At 52.4% G+C, this 23,010-nt stretch carries 19 protein-coding genes; 10 read left to right on the top strand and 9 right to left on the bottom strand.

The window, feature by feature from the left end:
* Positions 1 to 178: 178 nt before the first annotated feature.
* From HCZ99_RS12930 to HCZ99_RS12940, 3 genes are read left to right on the top strand one after another with little or no spacing between them, the layout of a single operon-like run.
* A complete protein-coding gene (locus HCZ99_RS12930) occupies positions 179 to 2,032 on the top strand; it encodes a sensor domain-containing phosphodiesterase (protein ID WP_167447375.1) in 1,854 nt (617 codons plus the stop codon).
* Positions 2,029 to 3,750 (top strand): sensor domain-containing diguanylate cyclase, encoded by a 1,722-nt coding sequence (locus HCZ99_RS12935; RefSeq protein WP_167447383.1) that lies wholly within the window; start codon positions 2,029 to 2,031, stop codon positions 3,748 to 3,750. The genes HCZ99_RS12930 and HCZ99_RS12935 overlap by 4 nt, the downstream gene beginning before the upstream one ends.
* A gap of 12 nt (positions 3,751 to 3,762) precedes the next feature.
* Positions 3,763 to 5,139, top strand: coding sequence for a DUF2336 domain-containing protein (locus HCZ99_RS12940; RefSeq protein WP_167447384.1), 1,377 nt, complete (start codon positions 3,763 to 3,765; stop codon positions 5,137 to 5,139).
* Between the two features lie 59 nt (positions 5,140 to 5,198).
* Here HCZ99_RS12940 and HCZ99_RS12945 read toward each other — a convergent pair whose 3' ends face one another.
* Together HCZ99_RS12945 and HCZ99_RS12950 are read right to left on the bottom strand one after the other, a co-directional pair.
* Positions 5,199 to 5,687, bottom strand: a complete 489-nt coding sequence (locus tag HCZ99_RS12945) for a GNAT family N-acetyltransferase (RefSeq protein ID WP_167447386.1) — start codon at positions 5,685 to 5,687, stop codon at positions 5,199 to 5,201.
* Positions 5,688 to 5,770: 83 nt separating this feature from the next.
* On the bottom strand, positions 5,771 to 6,022 hold the full coding sequence (locus HCZ99_RS12950; protein WP_167447388.1) for a sulfurtransferase TusA family protein: 252 nt from the start codon (positions 6,020 to 6,022) through the stop codon (positions 5,771 to 5,773).
* A 120-nt stretch (positions 6,023 to 6,142) separates the two neighbouring features.
* On the opposite strand from HCZ99_RS12950, the gene HCZ99_RS12955 reads away from it, so the two are divergent.
* The 3 genes from HCZ99_RS12955 to HCZ99_RS12965 all read left to right on the top strand — a co-directional run bounded on the left by HCZ99_RS12955 (position 6,143) and on the right by HCZ99_RS12965 (position 8,575).
* Positions 6,143 to 7,066: a sulfite exporter TauE/SafE family protein gene (locus HCZ99_RS12955; protein ID WP_167447390.1), complete on the top strand. Its 924-nt coding sequence runs from the start codon at positions 6,143 to 6,145 to the stop codon at positions 7,064 to 7,066.
* Positions 7,066 to 7,830 (top strand): TIGR02186 family protein, encoded by a 765-nt coding sequence (locus HCZ99_RS12960; RefSeq protein ID WP_167447391.1) that lies wholly within the window; start codon positions 7,066 to 7,068, stop codon positions 7,828 to 7,830. Before HCZ99_RS12955 ends, HCZ99_RS12960 begins: the two co-directional genes overlap by 1 nt.
* 241 nt (positions 7,831 to 8,071) lie before the next feature.
* Positions 8,072 to 8,575 (top strand): universal stress protein, encoded by a 504-nt coding sequence (locus HCZ99_RS12965; RefSeq protein WP_167447393.1) that lies wholly within the window; start codon positions 8,072 to 8,074, stop codon positions 8,573 to 8,575.
* Between the two features lie 78 nt (positions 8,576 to 8,653).
* Here the strand turns inward: HCZ99_RS12965 and HCZ99_RS12970 are convergent, their stop codons facing one another.
* Together HCZ99_RS12970 and HCZ99_RS12975 are read right to left on the bottom strand one after the other, a co-directional pair.
* Positions 8,654 to 11,083 (bottom strand): tetratricopeptide repeat protein, encoded by a 2,430-nt coding sequence (locus tag HCZ99_RS12970; RefSeq protein WP_254869592.1) that lies wholly within the window; start codon positions 11,081 to 11,083, stop codon positions 8,654 to 8,656.
* A 269-nt stretch (positions 11,084 to 11,352) separates the two neighbouring features.
* A complete protein-coding gene (locus HCZ99_RS12975) occupies positions 11,353 to 12,435 on the bottom strand; it encodes a saccharopine dehydrogenase family protein (protein WP_167447394.1) in 1,083 nt (360 codons plus the stop codon).
* Between the two features lie 176 nt (positions 12,436 to 12,611).
* On the opposite strand from HCZ99_RS12975, the gene HCZ99_RS12980 reads away from it, so the two are divergent.
* Positions 12,612 to 13,049: an Lrp/AsnC family transcriptional regulator gene (locus tag HCZ99_RS12980; protein WP_167447396.1), complete on the top strand. Its 438-nt coding sequence runs from the start codon at positions 12,612 to 12,614 to the stop codon at positions 13,047 to 13,049.
* A gap of 47 nt (positions 13,050 to 13,096) precedes the next feature.
* The gene (locus HCZ99_RS12985) at positions 13,097 to 14,965 is read left to right on the top strand and encodes an adenylate/guanylate cyclase domain-containing protein (RefSeq protein WP_167447398.1); all 1,869 of its coding nucleotides are present in this window, start codon (positions 13,097 to 13,099) and stop codon (positions 14,963 to 14,965) included.
* Positions 14,966 to 15,269: 304 nt separating this feature from the next.
* Here HCZ99_RS12985 and ykgO read toward each other — a convergent pair whose 3' ends face one another.
* Positions 15,270 to 15,395: a type B 50S ribosomal protein L36 gene (gene ykgO / locus HCZ99_RS12990; RefSeq protein ID WP_007090004.1), complete on the bottom strand. Its 126-nt coding sequence runs from the start codon at positions 15,393 to 15,395 to the stop codon at positions 15,270 to 15,272.
* Between the two features lie 147 nt (positions 15,396 to 15,542).
* The gene (locus HCZ99_RS12995; protein WP_167447400.1) at positions 15,543 to 16,574 is read right to left on the bottom strand and encodes a methyltransferase domain-containing protein; all 1,032 of its coding nucleotides are present in this window, start codon (positions 16,572 to 16,574) and stop codon (positions 15,543 to 15,545) included.
* 185 nt (positions 16,575 to 16,759) lie between these two features.
* Here HCZ99_RS12995 and HCZ99_RS13000 point away from each other — a divergent pair, with 185 nt between their 5' ends.
* Positions 16,760 to 18,115: a DnaJ domain-containing protein gene (locus tag HCZ99_RS13000; protein WP_167447402.1), complete on the top strand. Its 1,356-nt coding sequence runs from the start codon at positions 16,760 to 16,762 to the stop codon at positions 18,113 to 18,115.
* A 68-nt stretch (positions 18,116 to 18,183) separates the two neighbouring features.
* On the opposite strand, the gene HCZ99_RS13005 is transcribed toward HCZ99_RS13000, so the two are convergent.
* From HCZ99_RS13005 to HCZ99_RS13015, 3 genes are all read right to left on the bottom strand, one after another.
* Positions 18,184 to 19,644, bottom strand: coding sequence for an aminoacyl-histidine dipeptidase (locus tag HCZ99_RS13005; RefSeq protein WP_167447403.1), 1,461 nt, complete (start codon positions 19,642 to 19,644; stop codon positions 18,184 to 18,186).
* Positions 19,645 to 19,788: 144 nt separating this feature from the next.
* Positions 19,789 to 20,298, bottom strand: a complete 510-nt coding sequence (locus HCZ99_RS13010; protein WP_167447406.1) for a GNAT family N-acetyltransferase — start codon at positions 20,296 to 20,298, stop codon at positions 19,789 to 19,791.
* A 76-nt stretch (positions 20,299 to 20,374) separates the two neighbouring features.
* On the bottom strand, positions 20,375 to 22,030 hold the full coding sequence (locus tag HCZ99_RS13015; protein WP_167447408.1) for a sensor domain-containing diguanylate cyclase: 1,656 nt from the start codon (positions 22,028 to 22,030) through the stop codon (positions 20,375 to 20,377).
* A 336-nt stretch (positions 22,031 to 22,366) separates the two neighbouring features.
* Here HCZ99_RS13015 and HCZ99_RS13020 point away from each other — a divergent pair, with 336 nt between their 5' ends.
* Entirely contained in the window at positions 22,367 to 22,972 is a 606-nt protein-coding gene (locus tag HCZ99_RS13020) for an NUDIX domain-containing protein (protein WP_254869594.1), read from the top strand.
* Positions 22,973 to 23,010: the final 38 nt, after the last annotated feature.

Consider the following 23,010-nt stretch of genomic DNA (forward strand, 5'->3'; position numbering starts at 1 on the left):
GTTCCGCTTGCGCTTCATACCATCTTCAGTTTAGCCCACGCCCAAATTTCAAAGATCGCCCTTAATTTTTTCGCTAATGAAGTGCAAATCCTTCATATCCCCTATAGGATTGCTATTTAATATAGACAGCTAACACTGCACTTACTTCGATCAGGCGGCTTTTGATGATGGTTCCCCAATGACGCATAGCTCTGGCTATTCAGCAGAAACGAATGACCAAGACCTTTTGGCGGCGATGGCATTTTGCTGGGCAGACATGCTGTTGGAAGTCGATGAAAACGGATATGTGCTGTTTGTTGCCGGTGCGACGGAAAGCCTTCTTGGATGTGGTCCGGATCGCCTAATCGGTGAAGCACTGGAAAAGCTGGTTTTAAAGTCAGAACGCCCCTTACTTCGGGCCTATTTGCATGCAGGATCGGGCCTTAAGCGCCTGGAAGAGTTGGATCTGGATTTTCAGTTATTTAATCCGGATGGCACACAGGTTCAGGATGCAGTTCCCCTGTCGCTGAGCGGCTACATGGTCGCCAATCCCACCAGCCGATACTTTCTGGCCGCGCGCCATCGCGCCATGCGCCCACGTGCACGATCGGGTATTGATCGCCTGATCTTGCAAAGTGCGGTTCAAAAGAACAAACGTGCGCCTGAAAGCCAATCATCCGACAAAAACACCGACCAGATATCAGCAAAACATCAAAGCGAAGCATTGGTGGTTCTTGAAAATCTCGCAGCATCGCGGTCAGAGGCGGAAACCGCCGCGACCAATGAATTGGCCCACCTAATCGGTATTCGCACGCCAAAAACATCGAATTTCTTTGCATCGACCCTAAGCGCCCTTAAAAACCCGATCCATCCGGTTGATGAACCGATGATCGAACTAGAACGCAGGATCGTGGCCTATGCCAGTGCATTGCGGGTTGACCTTGATGATACTTCCACAGCTGAGACGACTGAGGCGCTTCTATCGCTGACCAACGATGTCTCATCGGGTATCACCACCAAAAAATCCGCCGCCGAACCGACCACGGATATGTTTGGCAACGACTATGACAGTGCGCGCAATATCCATCAGCTTGACGCGGCGGCCCCCTTTTCGGATGGGGAAAATGATCGGGAAACCAATCTGACGCGTGCGGTTGCCTATGCGCTTAACCGTATGCAGCACAGAAGCCAAAATGACGTATCAGCAGAACGTCTGTCGGCCAGCCTGCCCCACCTTATTCAGGAAACGCTGAAATCGGTTCGGGCCTTCCGCGAAATTGTCGAGAACGGTTCCTTTGCGGTTGCGCTTCAACCGATTGTGCGTCTGGGCGATCGCGAAATGCACCATTTTGAAGCATTGGCGCGCTTTACCAATGGCAGCAACCCGCTTGCCGTCGATCAAATCATTCACTTTGCCGAGGGCACCGGCCTTATTACCGAATTTGATCTGGCAATGAGCCGCAAGGTGCTTGATCATTTACGCGATACGCCAAGTGATATTCCATATCCAGTGGCCGTTAATCTTTCGGGTCACTCGCTTGAACAGAGTGACTTTCTGGCCGACCTGATGGCCATCTTGGATGAGTATGATATCGAACCTGACCGCGTCTTATTCGAAGTCACGGAAACATCGCGTATTCGCGCCCTTAAGGACGTGAATGATGGTCTGCAAACTTTGCGCGCCCGCGGACACAAAATTTGTCTTGATGATTTTGGTGCTGGGGCCGCGAACTTTGAATATCTAAGCGCCCTTGATGTGGACATTATCAAGTTTGATGGTGGCGCCATGCGTACCGCCCTTGCCAACCCAAAAGGTCGTGCATTCCTTAAGGCAACTGCCCTTTTGTGCCGGGATCTGGAGATCCATACCATTGCAGAAATGATCCATGATCAGGCCAGCTATGACATGGTTTGTGAGCTTGGTATTGATTACGGTCAAGGATATCACCTTGGCCCACCGGTTACGATCGGCGCCAAATCGACCAACAGCCCCACCGAAATGGCATCATCCATCGCCAATTCCAGCCAAACCGTTTCAGGAGGACGCCCATGAAACCACGTCATCCTGCCGCAATTGACCATTCAGACGACCTGACGGCTTATGATGGTGATGTCTTTGCGCTTGATCCAAAAGTCATGGCCGATGCGGAGGCACCGGTTATTGTTATGAACGCACAGGGCGTTCCGTTATTTGCCAATAAAAATGCTGTCGGCTTTGCCAACGGCATTCGCGACGGCTTGTTTCCGGAAATTTACCAACTGATCCGCCGCACGTTAACGACCCCAGGCGGGGTGGTGGAAATGATGACCTTTGAGGTCCAGCGTGGCACTGCGACACTGGAATTAATCGCGCTTCCGACCACGAACAATAACGTGATGTTGTTGCCGCGCGATGTCAGCATGGACCGCAACCTGCGCGAGGCGCTAATTGATTCGCGCCAGCGTTACCGGGACATTGTCGAAGTTTCATCGGCATTTGCATGGGAAACTGACGACACTGGCAAGTTTGTCTTTGTGTCACCGCGCGGTGCCCTTGGCTATCGCGCCGAAGAAATCGTAGGCCGTTATCCCCGCCAGTTCATCATGGGTGACGCCGATACCGAAGCCGAACACGTTTTCCGCACCCAAAAGGCCGTGCGCGACGTGCCCGTGTGGCTTCGCCGGTCAAATGGCAGCGATGCCTGCCTTGCGGTGTCTTCGACCCCGGTTTATTCCCGCGAAGGCCAATGGATTGGAACCCGTGGACTTGCACATGACATCACAGAACAACGACGCCGCGAAAGCGAAGTATCGACCGCGCGAAATCGTGACCGCCTGATGACCTATATCGTGCGGACCATGCGCGATGAAATTGATCCGCTGCTGGTCCTAAAAGGCGCGTCCGAGGCCAGCACCCGTGCACTTGCCTGCGCCAATTGCGTTATTTTCAAACGCAATGATGAAACACATGAATTGGAAATCGCAGCGGGCGACGAAAACAAAGATGCCAACGATATTTCCAAACAGGCACTGGCAAAGCTTCAGAAATCTGGTGGTATTTTTGATGCCCAGATTGATACGTGGCATGTCTTTGCCCTGCCCTGCCATTATCATCAACGCAATAATGGTGCTGTAATTTTCTTGTTTGATTCACACCATCCGGATCCAAATGACGGTGAACGCGCGATCATGACCGAAGTCGCCGATCAGATTGGCATTGCGATCGAACAGGCAATTCAACATGAACGGATCCTGACCCTATCCCGTACAGATGGGATGACCGGGCTTCTGAACCGTCGCGCATTCTTTGATGAACTCAAACGCCGTCACAGCCGCCTGCAACGTGAACATGAACCAGCATCGCTGATGTATGTCGATATGGACAACTTCAAATTGGTCAATGACATCCATGGCCACCAAGCTGGCGATGAAGCCATTCTTGCCCTAACCAAGGTGCTCGAGGAAAATGTACGTCCCTCGGACTTGGTTGCACGATTGGGCGGGGATGAATTTGTGCTTTGGCTGGAAGGTGCTGATGTTGATGCCGCGTCACGCCGCGCAAAGACACTGATGAAAGAAAGCGCCATCCTTGCCAAATATTCCGGTGACAAGGACCATCCGCTAGGCATATCAGTGGGGATTGCGGTTCATGAGGCAGGATCGAAGGAAGATTTAGAACAACTCGTGCAGCGCGCTGACCAGACGATGTATCAAGTGAAGAAACTTGGTAAAGGTCGCTTTGGCATTGCGTCGGCCCCCGGGACAACCAATTCGGCTCAGATCGAAGAATAGGAGGAATGCCCGATGAAGGGATTTTTGCAGCGGGTATTCACCAAGCGACGCGAAACCCCCATCACCTATGACGAAGCCAAACAAATGGCGGCAAGTCCCGATGCCGACGTGCGCGGAACGCTTGCCCAACGTCATGATACGCGCCCTGAAATCCTGTATTTCCTTGCCAATGATACGGATTCATCTGTGCGCCGGCATATCGCCGCGAACGAAGCAACACCGGTGCAGGCCGACGTCCTTCTGACCGATGATACCGATGACAGCGTGCGTGGCAGCCTTGCCGAGAAAATCGCCCATCTGTCAGCAGGCCTTAGCCCGAATGAAAGCGACAAGCTGCGTCGTATGACATACGAAGCGCTTGATAAGCTGGCACGCGATCAGGCCGTTCACGTCCGCCAAGTTATCTCTCAAACACTCAAAGACATCGCCGACGCGCCGCAGCCGATTATTCAGCAGCTTGCGCGCGACACCGAAAGTGTTGTCTGCGGCCCGGTGTTGCAATATTCGCCGGTGCTGAGCGAAGACGATCTTCTTGAAATCATCGAAGGCAGTTCTGGACGCAGCGCGCTTAGCTTTGTGTCGCGCCGGCGCAATGTCGGCGAAAAGCTGGCCGATGCCATTGCCGCCAGCAGCGACAAAGATGCGATTTCGCATCTTCTGGGCAATAAATCGGCGCAAATACGCGAAGAAACCCTTGATCAACTGATTGATCGTGCACCCGATTATCCAGAATGGCATCAGCCATTGGTCGAACGCCCGAAATTGCCGCCAAGTGCGGCGGGCAAACTGGCCCGGTTTGTTGCAGACAACCTGATTAGCGTGCTGGAACGGCGCAAAGACCTTAAGAAAGAGCAACTTGAAGCCGTGCGTGATGTGGTTCAACGCCGCATTGCATCGGGTGAGTTCGAAAAACGCGAAATCACAGAACCGGCTCCGAAAAAGAAAGCCCCCAAAGACGCCCCTGCTGAAGAGGCGAAAGGTGCCGAGACCAAAGCAGGCAATGCCGACGAAGAGGAAGAAGAAGAGCCAGCCTATGACAAGGCAATTGCCATGCATGCCAAAAAGAAGCTAACGGACAAGGAAGTTGCCAAGGCACTTGCCGCCAATGATGTGAAATTTGCGCGCGCAGCCCTTTCTGTACTAGCCGGCATCCCGCCAGAGGCCGTGTCAAAAGTGCTTAACACGCATTCTGCCAAGGGGGTTGTTGCCCTAACATGGAAAGCCGGATTGCCCGCCGATCTTGCGGTAAAGATTCAGGTCAAGCTGGGCCACGTTCCGCCCAGCCAGACGCTCAATCCCCGCAATGGCGATCAATATCCGCTGAGTGAAGATGACATGAATTGGCAGCTGGAATTCTTTACCGGCATGACCATCACCGCGCAGCGGTAATTCAGCTTCATCCCGACGCTGCGCTTACTTTTATCAACGATAAGGGTAACGTGGCATCCCTACTCGGCAGCCGGGCGTTCCATGCAAATATGTGGAATGCCATCTTCTTCATAGGCATCGCCAAACTGCACGAAACCAAGCCCTTCATAGAAGTTCTTTAGGTAAAGTTGCGCATTTAGATAAATCGCCTTGCCCGGATATCGTTGATTGCAATGATCAATTGAGCGCGTCATCAATTGCCGCCCAATCCCCTGCCCGCGTAGTTTTTCATCGGCAACCACACGGCCAATAGCCGGTCGGTCACCTTGTTCCACGTGATCAGGATCGATACCCGGCCCAACAATCCGCACAGCCCCAAGCACGTCATTGTCATCACATGCGATGATGTGATCGCATTGCGGATCAAGGCCATCAATTTCCGGGAAAATACATTCCTGTTCGATGATAAAAATTTGCTGGCGCAATTTCAGCAGGCTGTAAATTTGCAGCGGGGTCATTTCGTCAAACTGACAAGAAATCCATGTCAGATTTTTTTGATTATTTGGCATGTGGGGCATCTTTCGTAACGGCGTTGCACCGCATAAAGGTAGGAAATGGCGTCATAGACGCGACTATAACGAGCACTATCAGATCACGCAGGGCTTTTTTCGACATAATAAATGAAAACGTCATCTTCCTGTTCGGACGAACGCAGATGGTTTCCTGTCATCTCACAGAATGATTTCATATCGGCAACCGACCCCGGATCCGTCGCCAGAACCTTAAGGATTCCGCCAGTTGCGACGTCGCGCAATGCCTTCTTGGTCTTAAGCACCGGCATGGGGCACATCAAGCCCCTTGCATCCAAAATTACATCAAACTCATCACTTGAAGATGTCGGCATGAAGAACCTTATAAAAAAATCGGTTTCTGTCTGATAAAGCGCCATTTGGCGATTGTTGCATTTGCACAATATGTTAGACTAGATAATAACAATCAATCAAACGCTGTTAGCCTCCCCAAGATGCAAATCTATCTCCCGATTGCCGAAATATCGGTAAACATATTTCTTATTCTGGGTCTAGGCGGCGGGGTCGGCTTTTTGTCTGGCCTGTTTGGCGTGGGTGGTGGGTTCCTGATTACCCCGCTTTTGATTTTTTATGGCATACCCCCGGCAGTATCCGTTGCAACGGCCGCAAACCAGATCGTCGCATCATCGGTATCGGGCGTTTTTGCGCATTGGCGGCGCGGCAATGTTGATCTGAAAATGGGGCTGGTCCTGCTATTTGGCGGTATCTTTGGCTCCACCGTCGGGGTTTGGGTGTTTGCCTGGTTGCGATCCCTTGGGCAGATCGACCTTGTCATTTCGCTGTGCTACGTCATTTTCCTTGGCATTATTGGCGGCATGATGCTGTTTGAAGCATCGCGCGCCATTTTCCGCACCCGGCGCAAAGGTGGCGGCATCCGGCGCAGCAAAAAGCACCAGCACAGCTTTATCCACGGCCTGCCGTTTAAAATGCGGTTTTACCGGTCGGGGCTTTATATAAGCGCCCTTATGCCGCTTTTGATTGGCTTCTGTGTTGGCATGTTGACCGCCCTGATGGGCGTTGGTGGTGGCTTTGTGATGGTTCCCGCGATGATTTACCTGTTGGGTATGCCAACTGGTGTTGTCATCGGAACATCGCTGTTTCAGATCATCTTTGTCACGGCCAACGTGACGTTCTTGCAATCGATCCAGACACAAACCGTGGATGTTGCCCTTGCGACGCTGCTTTTGATTGGTGGCGTGATCGGTGCACAGTTTGGCGCACGTTTCGGATCCAACCTAAAGGCAGAGCATCTTCGTGCCCTGCTTGGTTTGCTTGTGCTGTCGGTCTGTCTCAAGCTGTTGTTTGATCTGGTAATCGAACCGAGCGAGCTTTATTCGATCATGCCGGGGAACCTGTGATGACGTTTTCACAGCACACACTCCGTACCGCCATCGTCACGGCCATCACCCTGATGTCCGTCGCCCTGCCCCTGAAATCCGGCAAGGCTGATGCATTGGTGGTGGATTTGTCAAACCACCTTGTGGCGATCACCACCGGCTTTACCGGTACTGATGTTTTGCTGTTTGGGGCGGTCCAGAACGAAGGCGATGTGATCGTTACTGTACGTGGTCCAGATCAGGACATGGTCGTGCGCCGCAAGGAACGCACACTGGGCATTTGGGTTAACCGCGAAAGTGCCACATTCAAAAACGTGCCAACCTATTATGCCAGCGCATCAAACCGGCCGATGGATATCATCGCCAACGACAACGTCCTGCAAGATTATCGCATTGGCTTAAAGCACCAGCGCTTTATCGCAACAAACGACATCCCGCAGGCGGAGCAAAAAACCTATCGCGATGCGCTGGTTCGTAATATGCAAAATGTCGGCTTGTTCAATCAGCGTCCGGCAAAAATCAGCTTTTTGTCCAACCAGCTTTTTAGAACCGACATCCATTTCCCAGCCAACACCCCGACCGGCACCTATATGATCAATGTTTATTTGATCCGTGATGGTCGCATTGCCAGCGTGAAAACAACACCGCTTGTTGTTTCAAAAACCGGGGTGAGCGCAGAAGTCTATGATTTCGCGCACCGTTACTCGGCACTTTACGGCATCATTGCCGTGATTATCGCGGTGATTTCGGGCTGGATCGCAAGCGTCGTCTTCCGCAAGGGATAATTCCCGCCGCGCGGTCCAAGTTCGCCTGTCCTGACGATTATACGCGCTGTGAAAACATGTTTCTGTGCAACCGCAGCGAGACCTTCGCACCTGCGTAATACATATTTCTTTGGCCGTTCGGCAAAAAAACCACTTGGAAACGCACTGCAAATTACGGCACACTTTGGGAAACTGGCAAATGCCGCCGCCCCACAATCGGCGGAATAATAAGCAATCCTCTAAACTCTTCAGGGCTTTCTATATGACTTCATACGATGCCGATGCCGAACTCCGCATATCGTCGAACCGCACGTTTCTTGTTGTGGTCGACGACAGTGACGAAATGACCAAAGCCCTTCGCTATGCTTGCCGTCGCGCACAACATACCGGCGGTCGTGTTGCCTTGCTAAGTGTGATTGAACCTGCCGAGTTTCAGCACTGGGTCGCCGTTGGGGACCTGATGAAGGAAGAAGCCCGCGAAGAAGCCGAAGCCCGCGTCAACGAATTGGCCGCCTATGTCCACGAACAAACGGGTGCCATGCCGCTTCTCTTTATCCGTGAAGGCCGCCTGAAGGACGAATTGCTGACCCTGCTTGAAGAAGAAGAACAGATTTCTATTCTGGTGCTGGCTGCTGGCACAACTTCGGAAGGCCCCGGTCCGCTTATCACCGCATTGACCAAAAGCGACACGGTGGGTCAATTGCGCCTGCCCCTGACCATCGTCCCCGCCGCCCTATCAGAAGCCGACCTCGACGCGCTTAGCTAACCCAGCGCATATAAAAAACCGCAACCATCCAAGCACACCAAACCAACAAACGCCCGGCCCGCCGCTCAATGCGTGCGATCAGGCGTATGCGGGCTGGATGCTGTTTTCCAAAAACTGCATATAGGCATCAAAGGACGATTTTTGCCCAAACAGGATGTGGGATCGGCTGCGGATCGCCTGCGACACCACAGACCGGCGACGCTTATCCGTCGCCAATGTCAGGGCGGTATCAACATAATCGGCTGAATGATACGCTACGCAGTCAAAGACCGAAATCTGACGATAGCAGGTGTGGCTGCGCCGGGACCGTGCGGCACTTCCGGGCAAGGTCACCAACGGCACGCCAAGGCCAAGGCAATCAAACGCCAACATGGCATCGTTCCATGCCGGGCTTTCAAGAACCACATCCACCGCACACAACAATGACAGCATATCGGATCGATTGCGTACCGTGACAAACCGCATGCGTCCGGCGACATCAGCGTAATTGATCGCAAACCGACGGCCCCACGCCGCATCCCAACTATCGCGCTCTGGCGCAATCAATATCAGTTCGGCCGTTTCATCCAATCGCAGAATTTCCGCAATCAGCGGATCAAACTCGGCGGTCAATACGTCCAAGGGCTGCGGACATAGATAGGTGTTTCTATCCTGCGCCAAGCGCCAATGACGCTGCAAATCGGTCGACGTTAACCCAAGATCATCTGGCCGCGTCGCATTCACAAATAGTCCTGGCAAACGGATCAGCTTTTCGCTAAATCGCTTTTCACCGCCGGCGGTTTCCCAATCTTCGGCAATCAAATGGTAATCGATGTTTGAAAGCCCGCTGGTCGCAGCAATGCCGCCGCCGGAAATCTGCATTGGCGCAAGACGCCAGCTTGCCAGCAACATGGTATAGGCATCTGCTTGCGGGTCGACATAATGCAACACGTCAAGATCAAGACCGGCAATCACGCGTGCCGAATGCAATGGATCCAGCGGCAATGGCACGACAAGATCGGCATATTCATCAATGCGCGCAGTAATATCGTCTTCGCCGATCGGCGGACGGATGACCGTGATATCAAATCGATCACGATCAATGGCATCAACAAGCCCGACAATCCAGCGTCCGATCCCGTTTTCGCGCATATTGGCCGACACAATCCCAAGACGGATTTTGCCGCCATTATGGGGTTTGTCCTTGCTGACTTCGGGCACATCATAGCCCGACACCAACTGTTCCCAATAATGCCCAACCGCGCGCAACTGCTTATCGCCTTCAGGACGAAGGGCCGCACGCCAGACAGGTGGGAAACGCGTCAAGATGGTCGGATCAATCCGGTCCGTTCCGGCATATTCCAACCCGGGCTCAAGCGCGTCTTCATCCATGGCATCGTCGAGCAAATCACGCACGACTTCGTCATTTTGCGCGGCAATGTTGGTTGGGACCGGTGCAAACAGTAACCGGCGTGCAGTACGAAACAGTGCCGCGTTTTCACCGGCCGCAATTTTGCGATCAATGCCGTTTTGCAAAACCGATTGCGCCGACTGCGTGTCGCCCTCTTCGGCCAACTCGACAGCAAGACGAAATACCGCGTCATCACCGCCACCCGCACCGATGGCTGCACCAAATTGTTCAACCGCTTCGCTGTGACGCCCAACGATGCTAAGTGCTTCGCCCATCATCAACAAAAGTGCTGGATCGCTTGGGTTTTCGGCCAAAAGCGGTTCAAGCGCCCCGATGGCTTCTGTGCCCTGCCCGACGCGCAGATTAAGCAACGCCAAGGTGTGGCGTGCTTTCGCATCGGTAGGATCAAGGGCAAGAACCCGTCGCAGACAATGCTGCGCCCCGGCAAATTGCCCCAGCCGGAAAAGCGCATCGCCATAGGCGCTTAAGGCGCGTTGATGACCCGGTTCAAGTTCAAGTGCGCGGCGCAATGGTTCACTGGCGGATACCGTCCGTCCCTGATCAAGGCGAATTTGCCCAATCAGCACCAGCGCATTAACAATATCGTCGCGCATTTTAAGCGCGGTCAGGCACGATTTTTCTGCCCCGGCAACATCGCCCAAGGCATAAAGACAAGTGGCGTAATTTGCATGAATTTCAGCAACATCTGGCGCCAATTCCAATGCGTGTTCGTAATTTTCACGCGCATCAGCAAGATCATCAAGCTGGCGATATGTATTGGCGATGTTGCAATAAAGCGCCGGTGCATCCGGGCATAACCGAATGGCCCGTTTAAACGCGCCAATTGCTTCGCGTAATTTACCAACCGCCTTTAAGGCCTGCGCGTGATCATGTTGAATTTCCGCACTATTGGCGTCTGCAATCGCAGCCCGGCCCATGCGTTCGGCGGCAACAGATAGATTTCCCTGACGCATGGCGACAAGCCCTGCCAGGTGCATGGCCTCTGCGGCCTGCGGATAGGCGCGCGTCATCTTGCGACAGGCTTCTTCCGCCTCCGCAAGTTGCCCTGCTTCATACAAATCCATCGCAGACTGGAACATGTTGCCGAAATCAGCCAAAAGATGCCTTCGCTGTTAGAGTATCTAATTTATCCCGCCACCATACGGGCCAAGCGTTAACAAACAACGTCTTTGCCATAAATTCTTATGCTTGACCATGCCCAACGGTTGCATTGATGAATTTCGATCCTGCCCTGCGGTGAATTTCATCTTTTGCCCCGACAAGACCGGCGCATAACACCCGAAGAAACATACAAAAATCCCCCAAATTCTCATTCGGGGGATTTAGATAACCCATAAGATAAAGCAAGGCCCTTTTGGGCTACAACTTAATGGGTAGGACTGAAATACCGACCAAATCGATTGGCAAGAAAATCATCAAGACTGACTTGCTCCTGTCGAACATAGCCGACACCGGGAAGCTCGCCGGTCAAAACCATATCCATCAAGGTACATACCCCGGCAGATGTCGTGATCTGAATTGCCGACCATTTCTGTCCCCCGATTTCGGTACCATGGACTTTACGAACAAAGTTTTCTTCACACAGAACACCGTTTCGTGTGCCTACCGCATCAGCAAAAATGACAATCACATCCTGCTGCGTGACGGGCAGCGCATTTTCAAAGATGTCCTTCATCATATCGGGGCGTTCACCGAGGCGTAAATCTTCGATCAGGATTTTCAGGATTTCCTGATGCCCCGGATATCGCACGGTTTTGTAGTCAAGATTTGCGACCTTGCCCTCAAGCATATCACAAAGCGCCCCAACCCCGCCCGAGGTATTGAAAGCCTCGTACTCCGTGCCATCAATCGAAAAGCGTTCATATCCTTCAAGCGGCAGCACCTCGACCCGTTTGCTATTTACGATGGCCTCGCACGGATTAAGATATTCGTTGATCAAACCATCGGTCGACCAGGTCAGGTTATATTTCAAACGGTTGGTCGGATTTTGTGGCAACGCGCCGACCCGCAGACGCAATTTATCGACGCGGTCAAATCGCTTAAACAGGTCATGGGCGGCAATGGATATAAAGCCCGGCGCAAGGCCACATTGCGGCACAAACGCGCTGCTTGCCCCATTGGCGATGCCCCGAATGGCGCGCGTTGTTTCAACATCCTCGGTCACATCGAAATAGGCAGCCCCCACCGAACGGGCCACACGGGCGATTGCTACGTTCAAATAAAATGGGCACGTGGACAAAATGGCGTCGTGGCCGCGCGCAACCTCGGTCAGGGCGACTTCATCTGTGACATCCACCTTCACCAAGGTCGCGGCCGTCTCATCGGCAAACAATTCCAACATGTCACAATTGGCATCGGCCAACGTCACCGCATAATCACCCGTAACATTAAGCATCACAGACGCAATACGCCCAATCTTCCCGGCACCAAGGATCAAAATCTTTTTCATTCTCTATCACTCCCAAACCACTCGACGACCAACAGACCATGTCATTGTTGATGCCCAGCCAGCCCTGATAACGTTTTGTTTATAGCCCTTTTATCGTCCGCCGCTGGACGAATGCTTACAACCCGGCGATACTGTCAAAACACGTAAATAAGCCGTCACTTTTATGGGTAAACCCGATGAAACGCCGACCTGATGAAACAGACCGTCGCCTGATCGCAAGATTGCAGGAAAACGCGCGCACCCCGATTGCAGCACTAGCACGCGATGTCGGCCTATCACGCAGTGCAGTTCAAGAACGGCTCGAACGGCTTGAAAAGTCCCAAACAATCACGGGCTATACCGTTCAGTTGGGCGACGAGGCCCGACCCGTTTTATTGGCAGAAGTCATGATTCAGCTTGAACAAAAGCAATCCGCTGGTGTTGTTAGCGCCTTACAAAAAGTGCCCAATTGCGTGCGCTGCCTTGCGATTTCTGGCGAGTTTGATCTGATTGCGGAAATTGCTGCCGACACCCCCGAAGAACTGGATGCCGTGCTTGATCAGATCGGCGGACTTTTGGGAATAAAACGCACATCAAGCTCAATCATCCTTTCAACCAAATTCGATCGCCGCTAAACTGCGAACTGAGGTTGGGGAACCTCCTATTGAGGAAGAAACACCGAGTGACGTCAAAACGCAGATATTCTGTCCTTTCTGTCCTTATTGCTGCTTTTTCCGCGACAAGCATTCTGGGCGTTGGGCTTGCACTTTATGTCGGCCTTGGCACCGCCTATGAAAACACGCGCAATCTTTGGGTCATGCTTGCCGATGTCGATCTGACATCGGTACAACGCACCATGCGTGAACGCATGCACGAGGTTAATCAACGCTCCACCTGGGTGGCCCGACAGGTCGAAACGGGCGCGCTTGATCCGAGTTTTCAGTACGGATGGGGCAACGCCATGCGTGCGCTTGCCGCGGCGGACATTGACGTCATGGCCTATGGCCTGATCACCGATGAACGACAGTTTATCGGCTATAACCCCAAAGATATGAGCATCATCCGCCGGACCCTGCCGATTGATGACATGCTGTTTTCTGAGTTGGCCCAACTGCGCGGCCCCGTCCCCGCCAGAACCGGCTATCCAAGCTGGGACCCCTATTTCAAAAAAACAGTCGTCACAAGCTGGGTGCCGCTTTTTAGTGACGGCAAATATCTTGGAACCTTTATTCAGTATCTGTCGCTTTCAAACCTGTCAGACAGCCTTATTCGTGGGCGCGAAGATTTGCCCGGGACACCGTTTATCCTGATTGGCGGCAACCGAGTTATGGCGCATCCGGGATTGCGCGACTGGGGAACGAATACGGCGTCAAAACTGATTAATGACGCAAATATCGCGCGCAGCCCCATCCCGCTTCCAACCATCAATGACATCAACGATCCGGTTTTGGCCAACCTTGGAAAATCCGAACGCCTTGAAATTGATGATGACGATCACCCGGAAACCAAAGGCATCCAGCTTTCTGGACTAGACCTTGATGGTAAATATAACCTGATTGTGACGCGCCAAATCGATGACGCAGCAATTTCGCCGATCATCATTGGAATCCATTTCGACGAAAGGCTATTTAATGATGAATGGCAACGACTTGTCCTGGCATCGGTTCTGGGCGGCGTCGTGCTTTTGGTCGCCATCATCGTTGCGGTGATTGTTTCACGCCAATTCACCAAACCCATCAGACGGTTTGCCGCAGCGGCACGGGACTTTGAAGACGAAGACATCGCCATGACCGACATGCCGCACCTGATGGGCAGCCGCATTCGTGAATATGACGACGCCGCGCGGTCATTCAATCACATGATGATTGCGGTGCGTGACCGCGAACGCATCACCAGCCTGTTTGGTAAATTTGTCCCGCCATCAATTGCCAAAAAACTGCTGGCATCGGGAACGGATTCCGGGGTTCTCCCCCCACAGCTGACCGAAGCAACGGTGCTGTTTGTCGATATCGTGGATTTCACCGCCATGTGCGAAAGCCTCGAACCGCAGCAAATTATTTCGACACTTAATGATTACTTCGATTGTGCAACCCGCATTATCGAAGCCCATGGCGGTATCATCACCCAATTCCAGGGCGATGCGATCCTTGCGGTTTATAATGTTTTCAATGACATAGAAAACCATGCCGATGCAGCACTTAATAGTGCGATTGCACTAGAACAAGAAGTCAACAGCCGCACATTCGAAGGACTATCAATCCGCTGCCGCTGCGGGGTGAATACAGGCAAAATGGTTGCCGGGAATGTTGGGGCGAAGGAACGCCTGTCCTTTACGGTTCACGGTGATGCGGTCAACACCGCGTCGCGACTGGAACAGGAAAATAAGGCCCTTGATACCAATGTTCTGATCTCCGAAAGCACGCGTGCGTTACTTTCGGATCCAAGCCGGGTGATCAAGGCCGGCGACGTTCTTCTGCGCGGCCGCCATAGCAAGACCGAACTTTATACGGTCGCACCGTCGTCACCGAAATCAGGTCCAACCACCCATTAATCACTCGAACAGCTAAAAACACTTCCTTTGGATGGAGGCCAAGAGGTTTCCATCCAAATGCTATGGATGCTCCCGGGCACCGCTAACGGCTTCTTTAACGCCCCACTTAGTCCGTTTATAACGTGCTATGCGGCTCGCCAACGGCAACAAAGCAGCCTGCCGGCAAAGGCCTCTCTATAGCTGCCACAACAAACCCTGCCCACTTAGACGCAATCAAAAGCCTTAAACAGCGCACAAAACAAAACGCCGCATTGGAAAACCAATGCGGCGTTTTGTAAAACCATTGCATTCAAGATGCCGGGAATTAACCCTGACGCGCCTTGAAGCGCGGGTTCTTCTTATTGATGACGTATACGCGGCCACGGCGGCGCACGATACGGCAGCCTTTTTCCCGCAGTTTCGCGGATTTCAATGAGTTCCGGATCTTCATAATCTTAAACCTTAGAAACTTGGCCCCTTTGAGGAAGCCGGAAAATAGAAGTAGGACCAGCCCCTGTCAACACATAAAACAGGTTGCGGCGACACAATTTGGCATAAAACCCAATAAAGTCGCCTGCGGCAGTCAAAAACTTACCGGTCACCGGATTGTTGCGTAGAAGCGATAAAAGGCCAGCGACCCATTTTCAAGCATTTTTACGCGATTCATCCACATTTCCATCTCAGAAACCATATAATCCATCAAATCGGGGTCTAAACCACCCCTTTGCATATCTGATAAGATGGTCATCCACGCCATTTTGATGTGCGACAGATGCGTTTCCGACTCATCTTTGGCAATGCGGATATCGAATTTAAGCGCGCCCAATTTCTTTTTGTATTCTTGGGCCGTCCACGGAAACAGCTCTTCTTCTTCCAACTTCGCCCATCGACCAAGCTCGGCCTCATCAAGATCACGGGTCAGGACATAGTCGGTCAGCAATATCTGTCCGTGGTCACGCAATGTATCGGCAAGGGCCGCAAGAAACGCATCCTTTCCCGGGACTTTAAACATCTCGCCAAAGGAATAAACCACGTTGAAATAGGCTTTGCGAAGATCCGGCGCACTCGGATCAAAAACTTGGACCGGGACTTTTTTCTGGACCCCGGCTTGAACTGAACGCTCCATGCCCAGCAGCGCCAATTCACCGTCGCGTTCATAGGCCGTCACCCAAACGCCAAGCCGATCCGCCAAGATACGCGCCACCCCACCAAGCTTCGCACCAATCTCCAAACAGCTTAGTGTTTCATCAAGTGCTAGTGGCTTTGCCAGCTCAAGGGCGTATTCATGACCCCCAGGGATCATGATGCCGTGATCAAACAGCTTGTCATAAAGCCGAATGCGTTCGGGCGGCCAGCGGCCGATTTCTTCATCAAGATCAAGCTCAGAAAGCTCAGGCTCGACCGGGCGGGCAAGAAAAATACGCATCTTGCGCAGCCAATCGGCATAGGCATCTATTTCAAGCTGAAGCAGATAATATTCAATCGGATCGTCATAGCCTTCCCATTTGGCACGCAAACGGGTGCCAAGGCTAAGGTAATGCCCCGGCGGCATCTGGAACTCGGACGCATTGTCTTCTTGCGACACATCATCGTCTTGATCGACATTGCGTTGCCAAAACTTCAGCTTCAATGTGGCTACCTGTTTGTTCCGAAGATGTTTAACTTTGATTCTTGCAAAATATGGCAATTCGGCAAAAGTGACAACGTGTTAAGATTTCAATCATATGATTGCGCTGACAAAGCGACTTTTAAAAACCGATTGCAACGAATGCTCCCGCGCAGGGAAGCCACGCCAGACAGGAACTTTCTTTCGCCATGAATCAGGATCGCCTGGGCATTTATTATCGCATGCTAAACATTGCGCCCGGTGCGAGTGCAAAGGAAATCAAGCTTGCCTATCGCAAACTGGCGTTCGAATACCATCCTGACCGCAACACAGACGCGGATTCGGAAGAAAAATTCAAAGACATCACCGAAGCATACGAAATCCTGATCGGCGAACGCAAAGCCCCACCACAGGCCAGCAACGGCGCCAACGGCCAAGGGCGCAACACCAACGGCAAACCATCAGGCACATCCGCCTATGGCCCCAACGCCGCCGGGCCGGGCAACGCGCATAAGACGCGACAAGGATTTGCCGGCTCGGGCCGCAAGGAACAGCAACCGCCGCCCGGTAAGAATGATAAATATGCCCGCGCCAATCAGGCGTACCGTGAACAGCAGGCAAAAGCCAGCGCCCGCAAAAGCAACATTCACCCCGGTGCGCGGCGCCACAAAAACAAAAAACCGACCAGCAACACAGCGGGTTTAATCCAATGCGCGGTAACAGGAGTCGTATCTGCGCAGCCGCGCTTGGTTGAATTCAAGATCGTGCGTGGTTTTTTCAATAGCATGCGCACAGAAACCGTTTCCGCCTATCTTGCCCCAAAGGGTGCAAGACGCATGGCGCTTAAGGCCAGTTTTAAAACATGGCTGCGCGGTTTTTGGGGCTGGCGCAGTTTTGTGCCAGCATGGCGCGCCATCCTTGGCAACATGCGCGGCGGCACCTTCCCGGCCGAAGGCAATGCCAAGCTTCTTTTTGCCCAAGCCACCGCATTTGAACGGTCGGGCAACCGGCCGCTTGCGCGTGCGGTGTTGCTTCAGGCGCGTGATTTTATCGGCACAAACAGATCCGCCTTGGCCGAACAAATCCGCACCAGCATTCGCCGCCTAGAAGACGGACAACCAGCCCGGCGCGTGCGCGATGAATGGAAACAGGTTGGCACATTGGTCGCCCTCCTCCATCTAAGTCCGCTTTTTGTACTGATATTCGCGCTATTGATCGCCTTTGGCCCCGGGCAAGGTTTCCTGACCCACGACCTGCCGACAATGGTCGCGGAAAAAAGCACCGCGATCACCCGCCAAGTCGCCCAAATGATCGGCGAAGACCGCGATCCATATTATGTCGACCGTGATTTGCTAAACATGCGCGAAGGGGCTGGCGTAAACACCAAGGTCATTCGCCGTCTTGCCCGGTTCGAAACGGTTTATGTTTCTGGCGACAGCGAAGGCATCTGGGTTGAGATCAATACATCGATTGGTGAAACCGGCTTTGTAAACCTTGATGCCCTTGTGCCCGGCAATGGTGCCGATGCACGGGATACATGGTGCAGCCAAAACAATTGCGACTGACCACCAAAGGCAGTCAGTCGCATTGATAAAAGCCATCTCTGTAGTGTGCGTTTGCTCCCGAAAGGCGATTACGCCTTGGTCGGGATCGCTTTCAATGCCGCCAACAGGTAATCCCAGAAACGGCTAACACTTGGCACATGGACACATTCATCCGGGCTGTGCGCACGTTTAATGGTCGGACCAAACGAAACCATATCCCAATGTGGATATTTCGATCCCAGAACGCCGCATTCCAAACCAGCATGGATCACACGAATTTCAGGATCCTTGCCAAACATGTCGCGATGCACGGCCATCATCAGTTTAACCGCTTCGCTATCTGCGTTTGGTTTCCACCCCGGATAGGCATCGCCCCATTTGACCGTCGCACCGATATTTTCAAAAACAGCGGTCGCGGCTTCGCGGATTGAATCACGTGCCGAATTGATCGAACTGCGTGCCGACAGGGTCACTTCTGCTTTGCCATCAGAAAGTTTAATGATCGCCAAATTGATCGAGGTTTCAACAACCCCTTCAACACTTGTGCTCATGGCCTGAACGCCATTGGGCACGCCAACACAGGCATTGTTGAATTTTTGCGAGTCAGCAGTACTCATCGCCTTTTTAGGAAGATCACCGTCTTTGGCGGCGATGGCAAATTTCGGCTCAATCGCGCCAATTTCGTCTTTGACCTCTTCGCCAAATTCCGCCAGTGCGGTATTAAATGCAGACGCCTGATCGGCTGGCAAAACAACAGATGCAAACGATTCACGCGGGATGGCATTGCGCGCCGTGCCGGCATTGATCGATACAATGCGTGCACCAAAATCGCGGATCGCGCGGCGCAGGAAACGCGACATCAGCTTGTTGGCATTGCCCAGACCAAGAATGATATCAATCCCCGAATGCCCGCCTTTAAGGCCGGTCAACGCGATGTCACGGGCAACAAAGTCACCATCAACGGCTTCTGGTTGATACTCAAAATGGGCAACAAGGTCACCACCGCCGGCACAGCCAACGCAAAGTTCATACTCGTCTTCAGTATCAAGGTTCAAAAGGATTTCACCCTGAAGACGGCCCGGTTCAAGGTTCATCGCCCCGGTAAGGCCGCGTTCCTCATCCACGGTGAACAGAAGTTCCAGCGGGCCGTGCTCAAGACCGTCTTCGGTCATAAAGCCCATCATGGCCGCGGCACCAATGCCGTTATCCGCGCCAAGGGTGGTGTTGTCTGCGGTGATCCATTCCCCGTCCATTACCATGCGGATTGGATCGGTATCAAAATTATGGGTCGAACCGGAATTGGCCTGGGTCACCATATCAACATGGGCCTGCAGGATAACCATTTTGCGGTCTTCATAGCCCGGGGTCGCCGGAACCGTAATGACAAGGTTGCTGCCGCTATCGCGGAAATGCGCAAACCCTTTGGCATCTGCCATTTTTTCAAGAAGCTGTAAAACGGCTTCTTCTTTGTTCGATGGACGTGGGGTATCGCAAAGCTTTTGGAAATTCTCCCAAATCGCGACCGGCGCAATTTTGCTGATCTCGTTCACGGTGGCGCTCTCCTGTATGTTTATTGCCCTATGGGTTTCGCGGGTTCGTCCCGTTAATTACCCTATCGAGGCAATAATTTAAAGTGCGCGCAAGGGTTTCTGCGCAATTTCACCCCAAACACTGCCGTCGCACCAGCCGCCAAACTAATCAATCCCGACAATTTCACTGCGCCGCTGAAACAACATCACGTCGCGCCATTGCCCTGCCATCGGCCCATACCCCATGTGCCCCAATCGGCGCTTGCGCCCGACAAGCTCAAAACCGTGTTTTTCATGAAGCGCAATACTTGCTTGATTCTCGGGGAAAATCCCGGCCTCTAACGACCAAAAGCCATGTTTTTCACTTTCGGCGATTAAACGGCGAAGCAACATGCTGCCCACACCCTGCCCGTGACAATCGGGGTCGACATAAACCGATATCTCGGCAACCCCTTGATAAACACAGCGCCCGGAAACACCCGAAAGACCAGCCCAACCACATATCTGCCCATCGGGTTCACTGGCGACCAAACGACAAATATCCAGATGGCCCTGATCCCAATCGGACCAATGACCTGCGTTTTCCTGAAAGGATGCGTGCCCCGATTGCAATCCACGCCGATAAATATCGACAACGCCATTGCCATCAGAAGATGTCATCGCCCGAATATCCATAGGAAAAGCTCCTGCTTTGCATGCACACGGCTTGCAACAGATTACAGAAAATTCAACGCCATGGAGAGATTAAAGATCAGGAGGACCGACTACTCAAAGGTTTCGCGCCTTCCGAGTCCATCATTTTGAATTTGATTTGATTACGACCGGCTTGTTTGGCCGCATACATGGCTCGGTCCGCAACACGCATCGCTTCGGCAAGTTCAATGGATTTCTTCCGCCCTTCCCCGCCAACAGTCACACCGAAACTGGCGGTGACTTTTGCAACGGTGCTGCCATCCTTATCGACGGGCACTTCAACATCGCGGATCAGGCTGGCCAGTCTTTCTGCAATGCGTTTGGTTACCGCGACTGTGGCCGATGGCAACAAAACGGCAAACTCTTCACCGCCTAACCGCACAACAAGGTCATCATCACGCAGCGCTTGGCGCAACACTTCTGCCACCTTTTCAAGGACACGGTCACCGATCGCGTGACCATAGGTGTCATTGGTCTGCTTAAAGAAATCCAGATCCAGAACAATCAGGCCAAAGACCCAGCTTTTATCTTTCAGATGTCGAATTTCGCGCAGGCGGCTGACCGCACTTTCAAACCCGCGCCGATTTAGCGTCCGGGTCAGTGGATCTGTTGACGCCAGGGTATCAAGGAATTCTTCCTTGCGCTTGTGATCGGTAATATCGGTGGCGGAAATCATCACACCGCCGCCTTCCATCATGTTCATGCGAACGTCGGCCAGACGCCCCGATGGCGTATCCATTTCATCAATTGTCGCGTGCCCATGCCCATTTTCCTTCAAATGCGCATAACAATCACGCAACGCCGCGATTTCAAAGGATGGCGAGGCATCTTCGGGATTGCCATTCGTACCAAACAGGCGGGAAAATTCATGATTATAGTGAATAACGTCGAGCTTGTTATCAAGCATCGCCACCGCCGACGGCACCATCCGAATGACTTCGGTTACGGCTTCTTCGAGCCCGGCCTTGGCGCGCACCAAGGCGTCATGCATTTCGACTTCTTCACGAACATCATGTGCCGTGGTTAAAATGGCAGGCTTGCCATCATGCCATAAAATACGTTCATCGGTCAGATCGCGCCAAACCGAAGTTCCATCATCAAGAATATCTTCGACGCGATGCCGTTCACCGTGTATTTCACCGCTTAAAATCGCTGCAACGTGTTTGGTTGCGCGTTCTTGATACCGCTTTGGCACAAACCGAAGCACGTTGGGATTTGCCATGAATTCACTGGCATTTTCGGCCCCCATAAGGCGGGCGAATGCTTCGTTTACATAAAGGGCTGTCATGTTGCGGTGAACCATCACCCCGATGAAAGACCGGCCCAACATATGGTCGACCTGCATCGCGGTCGTGCCGTTATCAATCATCTGTGCTGTGGTCAGGACGGCACTGCTGTCTTGCCATTCAACGGTTTCATCGCTGATTTCCATCCAGACGGGTGATCCATCCACCCGAAGGTTGTAAACCTTTTTCCAACCGTGAAAGCCGCTGCTATGCTGATAGGTATCTACAAGCTTTACGGCTTCGTAATGAAAGCTGGGCGGGATATATTGGCGCATATCCGGTGATGCCATGAAATCTTTGACATCCCGACGGCCAACCATCTTGGCATAGGCATCGTTCACATACACGGCCTTAAGGTCCTTATGTACAACAACCCCTACCCGTGAACGCCCATAAAGACGTGCGATCTCAGTTGGCTCAAATCGCATCAACGCCCAAAATCCCCCATGCGTTTCCCGGTACTTCGTACAGAATTGTCACTATTAGTCCGGGCAAAGACGCGGGACCATAGACCAAAACCAAAGACGTTCTATGTGGTTAAATCAATCTACACATTGCATTGCGATATAATTGGTTCAAATGTTACCGCATCTAACGCCAAATCACCTGCAACATATCGAGCTTACCATACAAATGGATAATAAATGCTTTAAGTCGAATATTCCAGCGAGTTTTCCGCCCCAAGCCCTAACCATCCCAATTAAAATTTTGCGCAAACACGACAATGGATACAGATAAAATGAGCCCTAAAAAATACGAAATTCTTGAAAAAAAACCGCGGTTGGGATGGCTATTTCAAAATGGATGTTTATCGCCTGCGTCACGAAACGTTTGATGGCGGCGAAAGTGCGGTTCTTCAGCGCGAAGTTCTTGAACGCGGGCATGCGGTTGCGGTCCTTCCCTATGACCCGGTGCGTGATGAGGTTGTCCTGATTGAGCAATTTCGCCCCGGCGCAATATCGGTAAACCAGCAAGATGACGACATGCCATTATGGTTAAATGAAATCGTCGCCGGGATCATTGAAGTTGGCGAAAATGCAACCGACGTCGCCCATCGCGAAACCATGGAAGAATCCGGCTGTAAGATCATCGGGCCACTAGAATACATATCGCGATATTATGTCACGCCGGGCTGCTCAAGCGAGACCGTGACCCTTTATTACGGGCGTGTCGACACCACCAATATTGGTGGCATCCACGGTGTAAAGGATGAAGGCGAAGATATCCGTGTTTACAAAGTTTCGGCCAAAGAATGCTTTGCCATGTTGCAAAATGGACAACTCTGTAATGCAACGGCGACAATTGCGGTTCAGTGGCTGATGCTTAATCGCGACCGCCTGCGCACGGAAACCGGCGTTTCCGGCGACTAATGCAAAACTGCCTTCGCCGATTAATCAACACTTAATTC

Source organism: Thalassospira lucentensis (assembly GCF_011806425.1).
Taxonomy (GTDB): domain Bacteria; phylum Pseudomonadota; class Alphaproteobacteria; order Rhodospirillales; family Thalassospiraceae; genus Thalassospira; species Thalassospira lucentensis_B.